The 16,875-nt window shown below is 63.4% G+C and carries 17 protein-coding genes; 2 read left to right on the top strand and 15 right to left on the bottom strand.

What is annotated here, in order from left to right; all coding sequences use genetic code 11:
- Positions 1 to 194 (top strand): Tn3 family transposase (locus tag CAF53_RS26680; RefSeq protein WP_157801410.1); only part of this gene is annotated, 194 nt, incomplete at its 5' end.
- Between the two features lie 15 nt (positions 195 to 209).
- Here the strand turns inward: CAF53_RS26680 and CAF53_RS26675 are convergent.
- The gene (locus tag CAF53_RS26675; RefSeq protein ID WP_100240134.1) at positions 210 to 593 is read right to left on the bottom strand and encodes a hypothetical protein; all 384 of its coding nucleotides are present in this window, start codon (positions 591 to 593) and stop codon (positions 210 to 212) included.
- A 192-nt stretch (positions 594 to 785) separates the two neighbouring features.
- A complete protein-coding gene (locus tag CAF53_RS26665) occupies positions 786 to 1,355 on the bottom strand; it encodes a recombinase family protein (RefSeq protein ID WP_011607925.1) in 570 nt (189 codons plus the stop codon).
- A 140-nt stretch (positions 1,356 to 1,495) separates the two neighbouring features.
- Between CAF53_RS26665 and CAF53_RS26660 the strand changes: the two genes are divergently transcribed.
- Positions 1,496 to 4,465 carry a Tn3 family transposase gene (locus CAF53_RS26660; protein ID WP_015449292.1) on the top strand — a complete coding sequence of 990 codons (2,970 nt, stop codon included), beginning with the start codon at positions 1,496 to 1,498 and terminating at the stop codon, positions 4,463 to 4,465.
- Between the two features lie 227 nt (positions 4,466 to 4,692).
- Here the strand turns inward: CAF53_RS26660 and CAF53_RS26655 are convergent, their stop codons facing one another.
- The 13 genes from CAF53_RS26655 to CAF53_RS26600 all read right to left on the bottom strand — a co-directional run bounded on the left by CAF53_RS26655 (position 4,693) and on the right by CAF53_RS26600 (position 16,848).
- A complete protein-coding gene (locus tag CAF53_RS26655) occupies positions 4,693 to 5,220 on the bottom strand; it encodes a sigma factor-like helix-turn-helix DNA-binding protein (RefSeq protein ID WP_157801396.1) in 528 nt (175 codons plus the stop codon).
- A 202-nt stretch (positions 5,221 to 5,422) separates the two neighbouring features.
- Positions 5,423 to 6,388, bottom strand: coding sequence for an Abi family protein (locus tag CAF53_RS26650; protein WP_100240085.1), 966 nt, complete (start codon positions 6,386 to 6,388; stop codon positions 5,423 to 5,425).
- 190 nt (positions 6,389 to 6,578) lie between these two features.
- Positions 6,579 to 6,776, bottom strand: coding sequence for a hypothetical protein (locus CAF53_RS26645; RefSeq protein WP_100240086.1), 198 nt, complete (start codon positions 6,774 to 6,776; stop codon positions 6,579 to 6,581).
- Positions 6,773 to 7,090, bottom strand: a complete 318-nt coding sequence (locus CAF53_RS26640; RefSeq protein ID WP_100240087.1) for a hypothetical protein — start codon at positions 7,088 to 7,090, stop codon at positions 6,773 to 6,775. The genes CAF53_RS26645 and CAF53_RS26640 overlap by 4 nt, the downstream gene beginning before the upstream one ends.
- Before the next feature lie 29 nt (positions 7,091 to 7,119).
- On the bottom strand, positions 7,120 to 7,524 hold the full coding sequence (locus tag CAF53_RS28935; protein WP_242443701.1) for a hypothetical protein: 405 nt from the start codon (positions 7,522 to 7,524) through the stop codon (positions 7,120 to 7,122).
- A 5-nt stretch (positions 7,525 to 7,529) separates the two neighbouring features.
- Entirely contained in the window at positions 7,530 to 7,772 is a 243-nt protein-coding gene (locus CAF53_RS28930; protein WP_242443700.1) for a hypothetical protein, read from the bottom strand.
- Positions 7,769 to 8,704 (bottom strand): zincin-like metallopeptidase domain-containing protein, encoded by a 936-nt coding sequence (locus CAF53_RS26630; RefSeq protein WP_100240089.1) that lies wholly within the window; start codon positions 8,702 to 8,704, stop codon positions 7,769 to 7,771. The genes CAF53_RS28930 and CAF53_RS26630 overlap by 4 nt, the downstream gene beginning before the upstream one ends.
- Positions 8,705 to 9,237: 533 nt before the next feature.
- Entirely contained in the window at positions 9,238 to 10,005 is a 768-nt protein-coding gene (locus CAF53_RS26625; protein WP_100240090.1) for a heme ABC transporter ATP-binding protein, read from the bottom strand.
- Positions 10,002 to 11,036, bottom strand: a complete 1,035-nt coding sequence (locus tag CAF53_RS26620; protein ID WP_100240091.1) for an iron ABC transporter permease — start codon at positions 11,034 to 11,036, stop codon at positions 10,002 to 10,004. The genes CAF53_RS26625 and CAF53_RS26620 overlap by 4 nt, the downstream gene beginning before the upstream one ends.
- A gap of 35 nt (positions 11,037 to 11,071) precedes the next feature.
- Entirely contained in the window at positions 11,072 to 12,127 is a 1,056-nt protein-coding gene (locus CAF53_RS26615) for an ABC transporter substrate-binding protein (RefSeq protein ID WP_212742235.1), read from the bottom strand.
- 11 nt (positions 12,128 to 12,138) lie between these two features.
- Positions 12,139 to 12,924: a TonB-dependent receptor gene (locus tag CAF53_RS26610; RefSeq protein WP_100240092.1), complete on the bottom strand. Its 786-nt coding sequence runs from the start codon at positions 12,922 to 12,924 to the stop codon at positions 12,139 to 12,141.
- A gap of 6 nt (positions 12,925 to 12,930) precedes the next feature.
- Complete coding sequence (locus tag CAF53_RS26605) at positions 12,931 to 13,797, bottom strand: recombinase family protein (RefSeq protein WP_100240066.1); 867 nt, start codon at positions 13,795 to 13,797, stop codon at positions 12,931 to 12,933.
- A 141-nt stretch (positions 13,798 to 13,938) separates the two neighbouring features.
- Positions 13,939 to 16,848, bottom strand: coding sequence for a Tn3 family transposase (locus CAF53_RS26600; RefSeq protein ID WP_100240065.1), 2,910 nt, complete (start codon positions 16,846 to 16,848; stop codon positions 13,939 to 13,941).
- Between the last annotated feature and the right edge of the window lie 27 nt (positions 16,849 to 16,875).

The following is a 16,875-nucleotide window of genomic DNA, read 5'->3' as shown; positions in this document are numbered from 1 at the left end:
GGATCGCCGGCCTCAACCTGCTCACCGCCATCATCGTCTACTGGAACACCCTGCATCTCGGCCATGCTGTAGAGGCCCGGCGTCGCGAAGGACTCGATACCCCGGATCATCTGCTGGCCCATGTCTCCCCGCTGGGGTGGGCGCATATCCTCCTCACCGGCGAATACCTCTGGCCGAAGGATGCCGACGCTTAGGGTGTCATTTCGCCCTCAGCCGGAACCGACCCCGTATAGCTGGCGCTCGATCTTGGGTTCCTGCGCCCAGCGATAGGCGAGGGCCGCGGCGAAGATCAGTCCCAGCCCGATGAGGGCGGCGGTGATCCATTCCTTCAGGCGATCCCACCAGACCCCTGCGCTGACCCGCTGAAGCTCCCCAGCGGCCCGGTGGAGGGCACTGACCCCCGCGCCTGCCTGTGCGGTCCATTCGGCGCGTTGGCGGGCGTCCTGTTCGATCTTCTGGGCCAGTGCGGCGACCTGCTGGGCGACCCCTTCGGCCCCGGCCTTGCGCATGGCGTCGAGCAGGGTGCGATAGTCTGCGCCGGGATCGGAGGGAGGGGGAGCATCAAACTCGGCAGGGTCGAAGGGATCAGGCATCGGCGGGGCCACCCTTGAAGGTCCAGCCCTCGAATGCCTTCCGGTCCTGATCGCGGCTGATCCGGCTCATCAGGTCATTGAGGTGGGATTCCCATGCGGGGTCTTTCATGAGGGCATAGCGTGGAAAGTACGCTAAACAACGCTAAGCGAGAACGCATGGCGAACGCTCGATGCGAACGGACGGGCGCTTAATCAGGCGGGCCGTTCGATTCCCATCCTACGCATTTCGCGATAAATGGTCGATCGGCCGATGCCGAGTTGCCGCGCTGCTTCGGTAGGCGAGATACGAGCTTCGACCAGCTTGATGGCCGCATCCACTTTGGACATGTCCAGCGGCTGACGGCCAGGCTGTTTGCCCTTAGCACGGGCGGCGGCAATACCATCTCTGGTTCGCTCAGAAATCAGCCGTCGCTCAAAATGGGCGATGGCCCCAAACACATGGAAGATGAGCTCGCCGGCAGCTGACGAAGTGTCGATCTTTTCTTCAAGGCTCAGGAGCGCGATGCCCTGACCGCGTAGCGTCTCAACCGTGGTGAGAAGTTCGGCAAGCGAGCGCCCAAGCCGATCGAGGCGGACCACCGCCAGCGTGTCACCCTTGCGGGCATAGGCGATTAGCTCAGCCAGACCGGGCCGTTCCATGCTCTTACCTGAAATGACATCGGTGAAGATTTTGATGGCGCCAGCCTTCTCCAGACGCATGGTCTGGCCCGCAACGTCCTGATCGCCGGTGCTGACGCGGGCATAGCCCAGAATATCACCCATGCCGCACGTCTCCCAAACGGTCGTTCTGTGGACGATCTGAAGGGCGATCGCTTCGCCCCATCCATATCCGTCCACATACTATGTCTCTTTACTCATGGCTGTCCATAGGCCCAGATGACCTTTTGTGGACGGGAATCGGAATGACGAAGCGTAAGCATCAACTCCTGACCGAGAGCGAACGCGATCAGATCCTCGCCATCCCGAGCGAGCGCGACCATCTAGCCCGGCTCTACACCTTCGAGCCTTCGGACATCGAGATCATCGGCGCACGACGGGAGCGACGGAACCAGTTGGGTGTCGCGCTGCAACTCGCGCTCTTGCGGCACCCGGGCATCACACTGGCGCAGTTGATACAGGACAAGGGAGCGATACCCCATGATCTCGCCGCCTTCGTCGCGGAACAACTTGGTCTACACGTAACCGACCTGGCCAACTATGCAGCGCGGGATCAGACGATGACGGACCATGCCCGCGAGCTGGCGATGCGAGCGGGCCTTCGTGGACCAACCCGCGCCGACATTCCCTTCATGATCGAAGCGGCCGCGAAAACGGCATGGGCGACCGACAAGGGGATGACGATAGCGATCGGCGTTGTCACCGCCCTTCGCGAGGCCCGGATTCTACTGCCGTCCATCTCCACCATCGAACGCGCCAGTAGTGCGGGACGCGCGCGTGCCCGCAAGCAGGCTGCCTACGCCCTGATCGCTGATCTTAGCGCCGAACAGGTCCACGCCCTCGACCAGGTCTTTGACGACGCCGGCGGCATGAGCCAACTCGCTTCGCTCAAGACCATTCCCGTTGCGGCCAGGCCCGATCACATCCGCCAGATTCTCGACCGCCTGCGGCAAGTGCGGAAGATCGGCATCTCCCCGGACGTGGCTGGCCGCATCCATGCCGACCGATTTCGGCAATATGTCAGGGAAGGCCGCGCTTCGCCTGCCTATATGATCGAGCGATATATTCCCTCCCGACGGCGCGCTACGCTGGTTGCGTTCCTGCTCGACCTCGAGGAACGACTGACCGATAACGCCTTGGAGATGGCGGACAAGCTGATCGGCAGCATCTTCACCCGCGCGAAGAACGCCCAGGCGCGCAGCTATGCCACCACGTCAAAGAATGTGGCGCGGCTGATGCTGATCTTTCGCAGGACAATCGACGCATTGACCGATGCGGTCGATACCGGCGAAGATCCAATGGAGGCCCTGGACGCATCGGTCGGGTGGAACACCCTCCTGAAGGCGAGGCCAGAAGTGGCGACAATCGCGGAAACCGCCAACCTTGATCCGCTGACGGTGGCGGCCGACCGCTATGCGACGTTGCGCAAGTTCGCCCCCGACCTGCTTGAGGCGCTCCAGTTCAGGGCCGGAAAGGGCAGTGCAAAAACGATCGCCGCCATCGAGATGCTGCGCGACCTCAACAGGTCGGGCAAACGCGATCTGCCTGCCGACGCTCCGATGCCCTTCCGCAAGGAATGGCGGAAAATCGTCGTGGGCGATGACGGCAAGATCAACCGGCGTCTCTGGGAAATCGCGACGATCGCGCATCTGCGCAACAAGCTGCGTTCCGGGGATGTCTGGGTGGAGCGATCGGCAGGATACCGCCGGTTCGACAGCTACCTGCTCAGCGAACCCCAGGCGAAGCCGATCGTGTCGGCTCTCGGTCTGCCACCCACAGCCGGCGAATGGCTCGAACAGCGGGGCCGCGAACTTGACTGGCGGCTTAAGAAATTTGCCCAGCGCCTGAAGCGCGACGCTCTGGAGGGTGTGCGATATCGCGACGACCGCCTCCAGATATCCCCCGTTCGCACGATCGCGACGCCCGACGCCGAAGCGCTGGCCGACCGGCTCGATGCCATGATGCCACGCATCCGCATCACCGAGCTACTGCATGAGGTGGCGCAGGAAACCGGCTTTCTTGCGGCGTTCACCAACCTGCGTACCGGCGAGCCGTGTCCCAATGAAAACGCGCTGCTCGCCACGATCCTCGCCGATGCGACCAATCTCGGCCTGTCGCGCATGGCGGCGGCGAGTCAGGGCGTCACGCGCGATCAGCTCCTCTGGACCCATGACGCCTATATCCGCGACGACAGCTACCGCGCGGCGCTGGCCCTCCTCATCAACGCGCACCACCGCCTGCCATTCTCACGAGTATGGGGCGACGGCACCACGTCCAGTTCCGATGGCCAGTTCTTCAGGGCCGCGAAGCGCGGCGCGTCGGGCGGCGATATCAACGCCCGCTATGGCGTCGATCATGGCTTCAGCTTCTACACCCATAATTCTGATCAGCGCGCGCCCTACCACGTCAAAGTGATCTCGGCCGCGACGCATGAGGCGCCCTATGTCCTCGACGGCCTCACCAGCCACGGCACCGATCTCAGGATCGTCGAGCATTACACCGACACCGGCGGGGCGACCGATCATGTCTTCGCCCTGTGCGCGATGCTGGGATTTCGCTTCTGCCCGCGCCTGCGCGACTTCCCCGACAGGCGGCTCGCGCCGATCGCGCCGGTCACGGCCTATCCGTCCATCACCCCGCTGTTGGGCAAGCGTATCCGCACCGACATCATCGGTGAGCAATGGGAAGACGTGCTGCGCCTCGTAGGGTCGATCAAGGCCGGCCATGTCGCGCCATCGGTCATGCTGCGAAAGCTCGCTGCCTACGAACGGCAGAACCAGCTCGATGTCGCGCTACAGGAAATCGGCAAGATCGAGCGGACGCTGTTCATGCTGGACTGGCTAGAAAATCCCGATCTGCGCCGGCGATGCCATGCCGGTCTCAACAACAGCGAGCAGCGCCATGCCCTGACGCAGGCGATCTACACATTCCGCCAGGGCCGCATCATCGACCGCAGCCACGAGGCGCAGCAATATCGGGCGTCCGGCCTCAATCTGCTCGTCGCCGCGATCGTCTATTGGAACACGATCTACATGGATGCCGCCGCCCAGCATCTACGATCAACATCGGTCGCGGTGCCTGATGATCTACTCGCCCATACGTCCCCAGTAGGTTGGGAGCATATTGCTTTCTCGGGCGATTTCCTCTGGGATCGAGCAGCCGCTTCCGCTGGCCGCAAGGCCCTCAATCTGCCGCCGGATAGCCGCGCCGCCTAAGCGTTCGCTGATTGTTCGCCCTTAGCGTTGTTTAGCGTACCATCCACGCTATGCCCTCTGTTCGCGGCGGCGCGGCGCGCGCTCGATCGGCGCGACGTCGCCATCTCGGCCGCGGCTCGCTATCGCTATGGCGCGACCGCGTGGTTCTTCCTCACGAAGGATGGCGGCGGCTACAGGGTGGCGACGCCATCAGCCCGACGCGGCGTTGAGCCTCGCTCGAACGGCGGCTAAGCCTCGGTGCTGAAACAGAGGCCGCGTTCCCACAGCCACGCTTCGATCTCGTCGACGGTCCGCGCCCCGGCATTGGGCGCGTTGAAGACCCGGCTGCGGGTCAGGGCGGCAACCCGCCCGGGGAACAGCCGGTCGCGCTCTGACGGGTCGGTCTCGGGCTCGTCGATCAGTAGGCGCAGCACATTTTCGGCGCGGACCGAAAGCACCGCGCGGTTCGGCTCCAGGCGGTGCGTTCGTTCGATGCGCTCCACGCGCGCGATGATCTGGCGCACCCGCTCGATGCCGATCCCGAACTCGGTCGCGATCTGCTTCTGGGTCTTTCCCTCGGCGCGCATGGCGACGATGCGCGCGGAGCGGTCGTCCACCTCATCGCGCTTTTTCACCGGCGCGGGCGTGGCGGGTCGCTTTACCCGGATCACGCGATCACCGTCCCACAGTTGGATCTCGCGCCAATCTTCCTGTCTGACCGTTTCCACGACCAGGGCTTTTGCAGCTTCGAGGCTGGCGGCATTGATCAGGCGCATCGACGCTTCGCCTGTGTCGGGGACAAGGTGGAACGCAAACGCGGGCACAGTCCGATCCTTTCAAAGATGATCCTGATTTTCCGACGAAACCCGCGCGGCATCAATATGACGTTCGCCGCCGATCGCCGCCGTTTCTACGAACCTGACCAGCGCCGCTTGCCCGCTTGGCGGGGGAGCGGCGCGCGATTCGGGCCTGACCGCATCAGGCCCACATGGCTTCCTGATCCCAACCGGCAAGAAAACCGCCCTGCGGGGGCAACGCGAATGGCATGACAGGAAATGCCTGCCAGTGAGCCTTCATGCGCGCGGGCCAGGAACTGCCGGGATTGATCCGGGCAACGAAATAGCTGGCGACGACAGCAGCGCCATAGATGCGATTCCGCCGCTCCGGATCGCTGCCGATATGAACGACGCGCACCGCCTCGAACGGCTTAGGAACAAGCGGCTGATTGATAATACCAGCATTCCACAACCGCGAATGATGCGCGCAGATGTTGCGGACGAAGGCAAGCGTCCTGATCCAGCTCACCAGCGTATTGGGGAGCAGACCATAGTGTTTGGCGATCGCGGCGCGATCATTCGGGTGCGCCATTTCGAGCAGCCAGGACAAGGTGCCGAAATCCCACAACTCGACCGCCATCCAGATCGGGACTGGGGAGTTGTAGGTCTTGAAAAACTCGGCCACCCACGGCTCCTTTGAGCGGGTGATGGACTGGTCGGCCTTATCAAGCCAGGACTGATGCCGGGTGGTATTGCCCCCGTGTATCGCCCGGTTTGCGCGATGGGCGTCGAGAAAGGCTGCGTTGCGGTGCGCCCAGGGGTCGCGCTTGCCCAGCGCGTGCGCGAGTTCCACGCGCAACGCCACTTCGATACGCTCGATCGCATCGAGGAACAGAAGGCGAAGCTGCTTGTCGAACAGGTAGAGATCGACCGCATGCCGAAACTCGGCGCCGGGACGAAACTGATCGGTCAGGATGACGCCGGCGGGGTCGGCGGGATCGGGAATGCTGTCTTGGAACGGCTGCCAGTAAGGCGTCAGCCGCCCATAGCCGATGCGTTGAAGATGGAGGGTCGCCTTGGCCGGATCGGTGACGGCCATGCCGCGCTGGACAAGCAGGGCGAGCTGATCGGCAAAGCTGAGATGGGGTTTGGTATAGGGCGGCAGCATTGCCCCATATATGAAGAAGGCCGCCCCTTGATGCCAGCGGCAACAGCGGGGACGGCCATGTTGCAGACGACATAGGCGAAGTTGGACGAAAATTCAAGGAAAAGCTGAAAGCTTGGGTCAGCCACCATTCTGCAAGGAGGGCCAGCGCCGCTCGCACGCTATGCGGGGGAGCGCCGCGCGATTTTCGCGACTAATCCGCGATGAAGCTGCCGCGCCCGCCCCGGAACGCGCCGACGACATTGCCGCCATCCCAATGGCCGGAAAGGATGCCGCGCCGGGGAATGCTCCCAACCGGCTTGCGGCGCGCGGCGAGCAGCCGCGCGCGCCGTGTATCCCGGTCGATCGGCAAGCCGGTGATGAAGTCGATCGCGCCGCGCAGCGGGGTCATGACAGCCGCCATTCCACGACAAGGGCTTCGATCGCCTCGCGATAGCCCCAGGCATCGGGATAGACGGTCGGCTCCTGCGCCAGATGCGCCATGATCGTCAGCATGTCCTCTGAAATGACCGCATCGCAGTTGCACAAGTGCAGGATCGGGAAATGGCCGTTGTCGTCGCCATTCCACCATGCCAGCAAGAAGTCGGCAACGCGGGCGGACTGGCCGGTATCGGAACGGGCAATGTCTATGAGGCGGCCAATAGCTTCGCCGACTTCCTCGAACGTGACGGCGCGGATTACGGGGCGGCGCTGGGGCGGATTCATCTATGGCTCCTTTCGGATCGTCTGCCCGATCATAGGGCGAAGGGCTCGGGGACCAACAGCGGATCGTCGATCGGCTCGACATCGCGCAATTCCACCATCGCGATTTTCTCGGCGCGTTCCGCCCCTACGGGATCGAGATAGACATAGAGATGATCCGCGAAAACGGGGCTGCACAAGCGCCAGACTACGCCTTTGCGGCCTTTGCGGCGCTCGAAACTGCCGTCATAGGATACGGACGATCCGGTGATGCGGACGCGCTGACCGATGCGCAGCCAGTTCGCGGCCGAGCGGACCAGCGCCGCCTTTTCCTCATCGCTCAAGCCCGGTCGGCCGATGCCGAAGGTCGCATTGGGATCGCGCGCGATCCGCGCCAGCTTGTCTTCCACCGGCTCGGGCTTCCAGTCCGAAACCGGGCCGGGCTTGGCCTTGTGCATATGTGTCACCGGCTTGCCCCGAAAAGATCGGGCTGCACGCCCACAAGGCGGCGGTTGAACATCGCCTTGTGATAGTCGCGCCGCCATTGCCCCTCCGGGGTGGGCGGCTTTGCTCCCGCCCCGTCGCGCATGATCGCCATCAGTTCGTTGAACTCGGCCTCGCTGACGGTCGCGAAGTTCGGATCATAGACCAGTCGCCCCGCGACGGCCCGGCCCTCATCGGGGCCGGGGTCGTCGGGCGCGCTCACGCCGCTTCGTCCAACTGCGCGGCGCTGTCCGCGCCCATGCGGCTCAAGAGCCAATCGGCCGCATCCTGTGCGTGGCGCGCGGCGGTGAAGATCGCGCGCTTATCGTTGCGCAGGGCCTCCAGCCAGTTCGACAGATAGGCGGCATGATCCTCCCGGTCGTGGAGCTTGATGCCGATCGCGCCGCTGACGAACGCTGCCCCTAGCTCGGCCACCAACTCGTCGCGGGCATAGTCTTCGCGCTTGGTGGAAATGAGGGTCGCACGCGCCAGCCTCGTCGGGTGGCCAACGGCGTGGCAAAGTTCGTGCGCGAGGGTCGAATAATAGTCGTCGCTGGTGTGGAAGTCGGCAAATTCCGGCATGGTGACGATATCGTCGCTGGGCCGGTAATAGGGCTGTGAACCCTGATGCCGCACGGTGATGGGAATGCGGGCAAAGAGCGCATCCAGCTCGGCGTCACGCGCGTCGGGATTGGTCGCGGTGATGACTGGCGCGGGAGCGGGATATTTCGCCTCGATGCCGTCGATCTGCTCGGAATTGAAGACCGTGTAACGTTTGAGGAACGCCACCTGACGCTTGCCGTCCCCGGACCCCTGATCACCGCCCTGTCCGCCCCTGTCGGCATCCACCTCGATCTTGTTGGCATAGACGACGGTAGAACCTTTTTCGCCCTTGCGGACGCATCCGCCAAGCGCGAGGGCCTGTTTGAAAGTGAGCCAATGCGGGGAAGCAAAGCCCTTCGTCATGGCGGCAACCCAAAGGGTCAGGACGTTGATGCCGCGATACGGAACGCCGGTCGAGCGAAGCGGGATATTGGGCGCGGTGCTGCCGTTCCACGATTTCGACCAAGGCCGGGTGCCAGCCTCGATCATTGCAATCATCTGGTCGGTGATCTCCTGATACACATCGGCCCGGCTTTCGGTGATACGTCCCATGATGTCTTCCTTTCCTGTCAGGCTGAAAGCCGCTTGCTCTGCGGCATGCGGCTCTGCCTTCCGGCGAGGACGGGATGGGGAGGGGGAGCGAGAATCTACCGCTGGCGCGGGCGAGCCGCCTTAGCGCGGCCGACGCCCTGTAAGGGGCGGCGCGAGGCGCGCTTGGCGGATTACACGGGCGGTCGATTGTCGTTCGGGAACGAAAGGGCGGCTGTCCTTGGTGTTCCCCGCGACCGAGATACCCGCGTGCGGGGAAGGGAGGGCGGCAAATACGCGCGGCCTGGGCCGCACCGAAGATCCTCGACAGATCCTCTACGCCTTGGCGGCGATCTCCCGGCGCAGCTCGCCGATGACGGCTTCATACTGGAACGTGGAACCGCGCCGGCATGGTGCGGGCGCGGCGGGACTACGGCGCCGGTTTCCCGCCTTCGACGACCGCGCTTGCCCTTGCAGTGAACGATGCCGAGCGACAAGAGGCCCCTATTTCTAAATGGCTTGCGGATTTGTTGGGCTAGGCCCCCTTTCCGCGGCCATCAAATAGTCACGACAAGCGGCGTGCGGCGTGTCGGGTGATCAAGAACCAGGACGCTCTGATCATACACGTCTTCTATCGTCCCGGACGTCAAGACATCTCGGGGCGTGCCATCGGCTGCGACAGCGCCGTTCTTGAGTATTACGATCCGATCGGCATAGCCGGAGGCGAGATTGAGGTCGTGCAAGACGATGACGACGCATGCGCCCGCACGCGCCAGATCGCGGGCGGTCGCGAGCAGGGATTCCTGATGGCGCAGGTCCAGCGCGGCGGTGGGCTCGTCGAGCAGGACGATCGGGCAATCCTGCGCCAGGACGCGCGCAAAGGATGTGCGAGCGCCTTCTCCGCCAGAGAGCGAGGTGATGTCGCGCATGGCAAGATGCGCAATGTCGGCGGTCGCCATGGCGCCCGACACGATGCGCTCGTCGGCGATCGGATCGGGTGGATGGGGTTGCCGCCCCATTTCGACCACCTCGCGAACGCGGAATGCGAAGTTGATGCGATGATCCTGCACGAACATCGCCCTGCGCCGGGCTAGGCCCCGGCTGCACCATGCCGCGACCGCGTGTCCTTCGATGGCGACGCTTCCCTCGTCGGGCGGGACATCACCGGCGATGACGCTGAGCAAGGTCGATTTGCCCGCTCCGTTCGGGCCGACCAGCGCCGTCAGCGTTCCATAGGCGAGATCGAGGCTGATATCCGATAGGACCGGAGCGCAGCCCAACGTGACCGACAGGCCGCGAAGCTGGATGGCCGGCGTGGGGGTCATACACGTACCTTTGGCCGCTGCCGCTGGATCAGCCACAGGAAAAAAGGAGCGCCGATGGCCGCGGTGAACAGTCCCAGCGGTATTTCGAGCGGCGGATCCAGCGTCCGGGCGGCCGTGTCCGCGATCACGATAAGCAGGGCGCCCAGAACCGCGGCGACCGGCAACAGCCAGCGATGACCCGGCCCGATCATCAGGCGCACGATGTGCGGAATGACCAGCCCCACGAACCCGACCGCACCGGCGAAGGCGACCGCCGAGCCGACCAGCAAGGCGCCCAATACGATCAGCAGCAGTCTGACACGGTGCACGTCCACGCCCAGATGACGCGCCTGCCGCTCGCCAAGGGCAAGCAGGTCCAGCGGCCGCGCGAGCGTGAGCAGACCGATGAGGCCGATGACGAAGGCGGGAAGCGCTGCCGCCAGCTCGGGCCAGCTCACGCGCGCCAGCGAACCCATTTGCCAGAAGATCAGCTGTTCGAGCTGCGTGCTGTCGGAGATATAGGTGAAGAAGCCTGTCGCGGCGGCGCAGGCCGCTCCGATCGCTATGCCCACGAGCAACATCGTCGTCGTCGCGCCCGACCGATCGCCGCGCGCCAGAGCATAGATGATTGCCGTCGCGAGGCACCCGCCGGCAAAGGCCGCGACCGTGATCGTCCAGCGGCCCAGCATATCCGCCCCGACAACGATCGCGGCAACCGCGCCCAGCGAAGCGCCGCTGGACACGCCGATGACACCCGGATCGGCGAGGACATTGCCGAACAGGCCCTGCAGTGCCGCGCCGGCGACCGCCAGGCTGGCACCTACGACGCAGGCCATCAGGATGCGAGGCAGGCGCAGATCCCACACCACGGCGATGTCCCGGCGGGAAAGGTCACCGGAGTCGGCCAGCCCGAGCTGTGCTGCGACGACATGAACGACATCGCTTGCCGGAAGCTTGAGCGGCCCGATAGCGAATGAGCCGAGAATGGCCGCGGCGAGCAGGACGATGGCTGTCAGCAGGACGGCAAACTCGGCCCCGCGCGAAGCCGACATGCGGCCTCGCCGCAGGCCGCCGACTAGCCTTCCGATCATTCGAAATCCAGGGCAGCGAAGGCGCGCGCGAGGGCCACGACGCCAGCCCCGGAGGCGATGCCCCCCGTCTTGAGCTGCAGGTCCGGCATGATGAAGACGCGGCCGTCGATGATCGCCGGCGTCTGTGCCAGCGTCGGATAGCTTTTGAGCAATCCTTCCTCGCCGCCGAACGTCTTCAGATCGGTCTCGGTCATTACGATGACTTCGGGTCCGGCCTGCACCATGCCCTCCGGGCTGAGAGGGGATGCCCCCTTCACGCCGATCTCGGTGCCGATATCGGTTCCACCCGCGATGGCGATCAGCCGCGAGGAAGGCGCGCCGACCCCGAGCACGGCGGGATGGCCCCCGGCTCCCGTCGCGGACAACTGGATCACACGCGGCTTGCGGCTGACGGTCTTCGCGATGGCGGCGGCTTGCGCATATTGCGCCTCGACCTTGCGCGCGAGTTGTTCGCCCGCATCGGCAAGGCCGATGGCGGCGGCGATCCGCCGGATCCTGGCCGGGGCGGGTTGCCCGCTGTCGATAACGATGGCCGGCGTGCCGGCGGCACGCAGCTGCGCGGAAAGCCGGCTATGGCGTTGCGAGCTGTTTCCGAAGAACACTGTGCCCTTCAGGCTCAGCACCCCTTCGGCGCCCGTGGCGCGGTTGAGGAGGTAGCGATGCCGCGCGCCGCGTCCCGTTTCGGTTGCCGATTCCTTCGGCGCGGCGAAGATATCCGAAGAACGGCCGAGGGCATCGAACATCTCGATGATATCGTCTCCGCCGGCTATCGTGCGCGACGTGTCGCGGATCTCCACGGTCACGCCGTCGTCGCCCCTGGCGGCGACCGGCAAGCGCTGGACCCCGGGATTTTCAAGTCTGGCGACGTCCTGGCCGGCCAAGCGGCTCCATCCTTTGGGCAGGCTCGTGGAGACCGCCTCGCTCTTGTCCGCATCCGACCGGGCGGCATCGCCGCAGGCCGAAAGCCCAAGGGCCAGCGACAAGGCAGCGGCAGACGACAGCGCTGCCTTCATGCGCGTCCCCCCGGTCGGGAATCGAGGCAGCCAGATCATGGGCATCCCTTTCAGAAGCGGAACGTCGCGCCCACCCACAGGCGCCGGCCCTCGTTCACCGTGTTGTAGGTCGCCTCATCGAGCTTCTTGTCGGTGACATTCTGGATCGCAGCGTTGATCAGGACGCCGTTGGGCATCCGGTACGAAGCGCCGATGTCGGCGGTGAAATAGTCGCCATAGCGGCGAACGATCCGGCCATCGGGCGTGGTGATGGGGGTTCCCGCCGATCCCAGTCGCAGCGCCGCGTTGATTTCGGAGCCATGATACCATCCCACGGCATAAGCGGTGATCGCCTCCGTGGGTGTCCACTCGAGCCGGCCGTTCGCCATGTGCTTCGGCGTTCGCGCCAGCGGATAGCCGACATAGTTGCCGCTCCGCTGTTTGCTATCGGTGAAAGTGTAACCGCCCCGGAGCGAAAGCTGATCCCATGGCTTCCACCGGAAGTTCGCCTCCACCCCGCGCACCCTGGCCTTGTCGACATTGACCCATGACCAGAGGCGATAGCCCGGGTCTTCGCTCCACCGGATGAAATTGCCGTTGGCGTCGATCTGCTGGACGTCGACGACCTTGTCGCGGAAGTCGGTATGGAACAGCGTCACACCCCCGCTGAGGCCGCGCTTATTGTCATAATGCGCATTGATCTCGTAGCTGGTGCTCTTTTCCGGCTTGAGGTTGGGATCGCCGACGATAACGCCGCAGGTGCCGTTCACACCATAGGAACAGCCTGCGCCGCCGGTGGTGGCCCAGTCGGCCCGAAGCTGTGATTTTAGCCATGTTGAAGAACGAAGATTGAACATGGCGAGCTACCAGGCTCGCTCTTGTCCTCCAATCTCGTAAACATCGGTCTCGATCGAGCACCTGTAGCTCTCTGCGATGTTGAACATCTCTGTCTGGAGAGATGTGATCTCGTCATCGAGGCTGACGCCATCGGCATCCTGATCATAGGCGACGGTCAGCGTGTAATCGCAGTTCCCGGTCTTTTGCATCTGGTAATCCCGCTCCAGCATCGCCTCAATGCGCTCGCGAGCGGGCTTTCTGCCACGACCATGCTTGTTGAAGTTCTCGATGGTCAGATGCAGGGCGATGGTGACAGAAGGCGGCTTTTCCGGCAGCCCGATCCTTGAAGGAATGACGTCAAGCGCCCGATAGACGGTCATCCTTGAGATCTTGAGGTCGCGCGCGACGCTGGCCTTGCTCGCGCCGGCGGTGATCCGGCGTCGGATTTCATCGTCATCGATGTTTTTCTTCCGGCCTTTGTAGACGCCTTCGGCGCGCGCCGCCTCGATCCCGGCGCGCTGCCGGTCCTTGATGAACGTCAGTTCCATGTCCGCGACCATGCCCAGAATGGTGATCACCATCCGCCCCATGCTTCCGGCCGTCGTCACCTCCGGCTCAAGCACCCGCAATGAGGCTCCCTTCTGGTCGAGTTCATGAACCAGATTGAGAACATCGCGTGTGGAGCGACCGAGCCGATCGAGACGCAGGACGACGAGTTCGTCATCGGCGCGCAGGAACTGCATGATCGTCTCAAGCTCCGTGCGTCCAGTGCGCGATGCGCCCGAGCCTGTTTCGGAGCGGACGATTTCACAGCCCGCTGCCTTCAACCGGGCAACCTGGATGTCGAGATCCTGGTCGATGGTGCTGACGCGGGCGTAGCCGACGCGGGTCATGGGCAAATCCGTCACATTAGGGTGGCTTTGCCCTCGTACAGTAACATTGGTGACGGAACCACCCTTTTGTGACATGTCGTATATGTCACTTCCGATCGTCACGTTCGGGTGCACCCAAATGGTGCGAGCGAAAGGCCCCGGTCAGGCAGCAAGCCGCCCAAAATCGATCCGGCTATTCAGATCGAGGTCGAAGCGGCCATAAGGATTGACGTGGCTGTAAATCAGCGGTGTGAGGCCGCGATAATCATCCGGCGTCATCCGGCCCGTCCATTTCGGTTCCACCAGCACGCTCTGAAGCATTCGGGTGTTCACATAGACAAGCGACGCTTGCAGCAAATGTAGCGCCAGGACCGAGAGCTGCTGCTCATCGATGCGGTTGGTGGCGATCTCGCCGCCCTTGCCGAAGAAAACGAACCCGTTGGCACTGTTCCAGTTTTCAACGACATTCAGGCCTTCATGAATTTCGCGGCGGAAGGACTCCTCGCGCAGATACCGGCACAGGAAGATCGTCTTGACCGCGCGGCCCAGCTCACTCAACGCCTTGTAGGTCGGGTGCATCACCTCGGAGCGGCTGAACCGGCGCAGGATCGCCTCCGGGTCGGCGGTTTTTGTCTGCATGGCGGCTGCATATTTGACCATCTCGTCATATTGCTGCTCGATCTCATCCCAGTTGATCGGACTGGAGAGGATCGGCTGCAAGTGGGGAAGCCGCGTTCGCATGCCGACATCGGGAAGAGCCAGCTTCTGGCGAGCGATCGCTTTCAGGCGGGGTGCGAGCTCAAATCCGAGAAGCCGGCAAAATGCAAAGCCAACCGCGCTTTGGCCATGACTATCAACATATTGTCGCTGGATTTCCATGTCGGTGCAATGGCGCAGCACGCCCTCGATCATGGAGGCGACCTCGGAGGAAGAGCAGCGCTTGAGCTGGGAATAGACGCACGTCGCGCGTCTTTCGACATGCCAGTAGATCATGACGCCCCGCCCACCATAACGCGCATGCCATTCCGTCATCAGGTTGCGATCCCAGGCTCCGAACTTTGTGGAATCTGACGCACAGGCCGTGCCGGCGTCTCCCCAGACTGCGGCATTGCGGATTGCCAGGGTCGCATTCGCAACCCTGGCACACGCCTCCTTGAGCGCCGCGGCATGAACGAAGCGGCGATGGACATGCAGCAGCTCTTCATAGCTGACATCGGGGGTGGCGCCGGCGATCCGCTTGAGCCCGGCATTCGTTCCCAAGCCGTAGAGGCATAGCAGGAGACGTTGATCCAGCGCGGTTTTCGGCAGTGCAACACGCGAGGCCGATGTTTCGAACGCTTCGAGAAGTCCCGTATCAAGGGCAGCCTCCTTCAGTACGTCGAGCAGCCCGGTCATCGGCCAGCGTTGGCCGATCTCGGTCTTGATCGAGGCGAGACCCCTGGGTTCGGGCAAGGGTTTGAACGGGGTGAGAGAGATACGGTTCTCGCCGCGCCACAGCAGCCGAACCTTGTCGTTCCGGGGAATATTGGCATTGAGGCGCAACAGTTCCTGAGCAAGCTCTTCCCGGATGGCGCTTGAAAATGCACGCGCATCCGCCGTCAGGTTCAATCCTGTGTAATATGCTTCTCGCCGCGCATCGAAGTCCTTGGGAAGATCGTCATCGGGATTGCGGTATCGGTCCGCCCCGGCAACCCAGATTTCCTTAGAACGGATGCGATCGCGCAGTTGCGCGAGGACACAAAGCTCATAACTGATCCGGTTTACGCGCCCCTCTTCATCAATGACGGAACTGCGCCATCTCGCCGGAATGACCTCGTCGACCGGCACTGCGTGCGGCGGCACGTAGCGGCATCCATCATCCACTTTGCTTCTGATCCAGTCCAGGGCCGCCAGCACCGGACGCCACATGGCGTTGTTCGACCGGAACTCCAGTGCCGAAAGCAGGCTTGGCAGCATACGGCGATAATGATTGGCCCATGACCCCCGCATCACCTTGTAGATCCGCCGATCCAAGGCGCCCTTTGCCTGGCTTTCCTTGATGATCGCCGCCAGCTTGTCCTTGCCGGCGATTGGGAAAATGACATCGCAGATGCGCCCGGATGGATCGTCGATCGAAGCGCTGGCAATCTCGACCAGGAGTCGCTCCTTGCCATAGACCCGCTCGATGTCTTTCGCGATATCGCCCACCACCTTGCGTTTCGAGCGCGATCCGATCTTATGGACCGTCTCGATCAGCAGGTCGACCATCGCATCCGTAAGCTGAGCTTCCCGCGCCATCAGATAAACGGCATAGAGCCCGAGCTGGCGCGCCGGTACATGCCGGCGCATCTCCGAGGCTTTCTCGCCGGCAGCCCGGCGAACGATCTGATCGACCCATGCCTTGCCCGTGACCGATAGGAAATCTCGGGGAAGAGCAAGCCGCTGGATAAAGGCGAGTTTGGCGGTCACGCCAAGAATGTTTTCGAGCGTCGCCTGACCTGCATCGCCCTTCATCGTGTTGAAGCCGGTCGGGCCATCGGGATCGGCGAGCGAGGCTTCCAGCAAGGCGACCGCATCCGGCACAAGCCGGTCGCGGACTCGGGCCAACAGGGCCTCCAGATAGAGGTGTCGTTGCGAGCGGACGAGGCGTTCCAGCTCCTTGCGCGACGGCCCATAGATACGGCGGTCGCGGCACCACAGGAAAACATGCTCGAGCATGGCATTGATCGACTGCCCGCCCGCACAAAGATCGTCGGAAATCCACCCCGACAACGCCCTGCGATCCGTCTGCGTCATACGGCGGAACCCGAGATGCCGCAAAATCTCCGCGCAATGCCGGCGGGCGGTGCGACCGGAAAAATCATAGTGGTTCACGGATTTGGCATCGAGACCAAGTTGCTCCGCCAGATACAAGACACCGTCGGAGGGTATCGACGCATGATCCGGCACAAAGAAGCCATGCGCGGCGAAAAATCTAAGCTGAACCGCCAATCCCAGTCGCGCCGTCTCCGCTTTGCCGGTCACGAACGCGATGTCCGAAAAACTCAGGCTCCAGGAGCCGATCAGATCCCCACTCGAAACGCCAAGGCTCATAACGCCACTCCCTTATCGGAGCGGAAC

This window comes from Sphingobium sp. LB126 (genome assembly GCF_002795205.1).
GTDB classification, from domain to species: Bacteria; Pseudomonadota; Alphaproteobacteria; order Sphingomonadales; family Sphingomonadaceae; genus Sphingobium; species Sphingobium chungbukense.
Note: the sequence above shows the minus strand (reverse complement) of the source record. Positions and strands in the feature narration are given on the sequence as shown.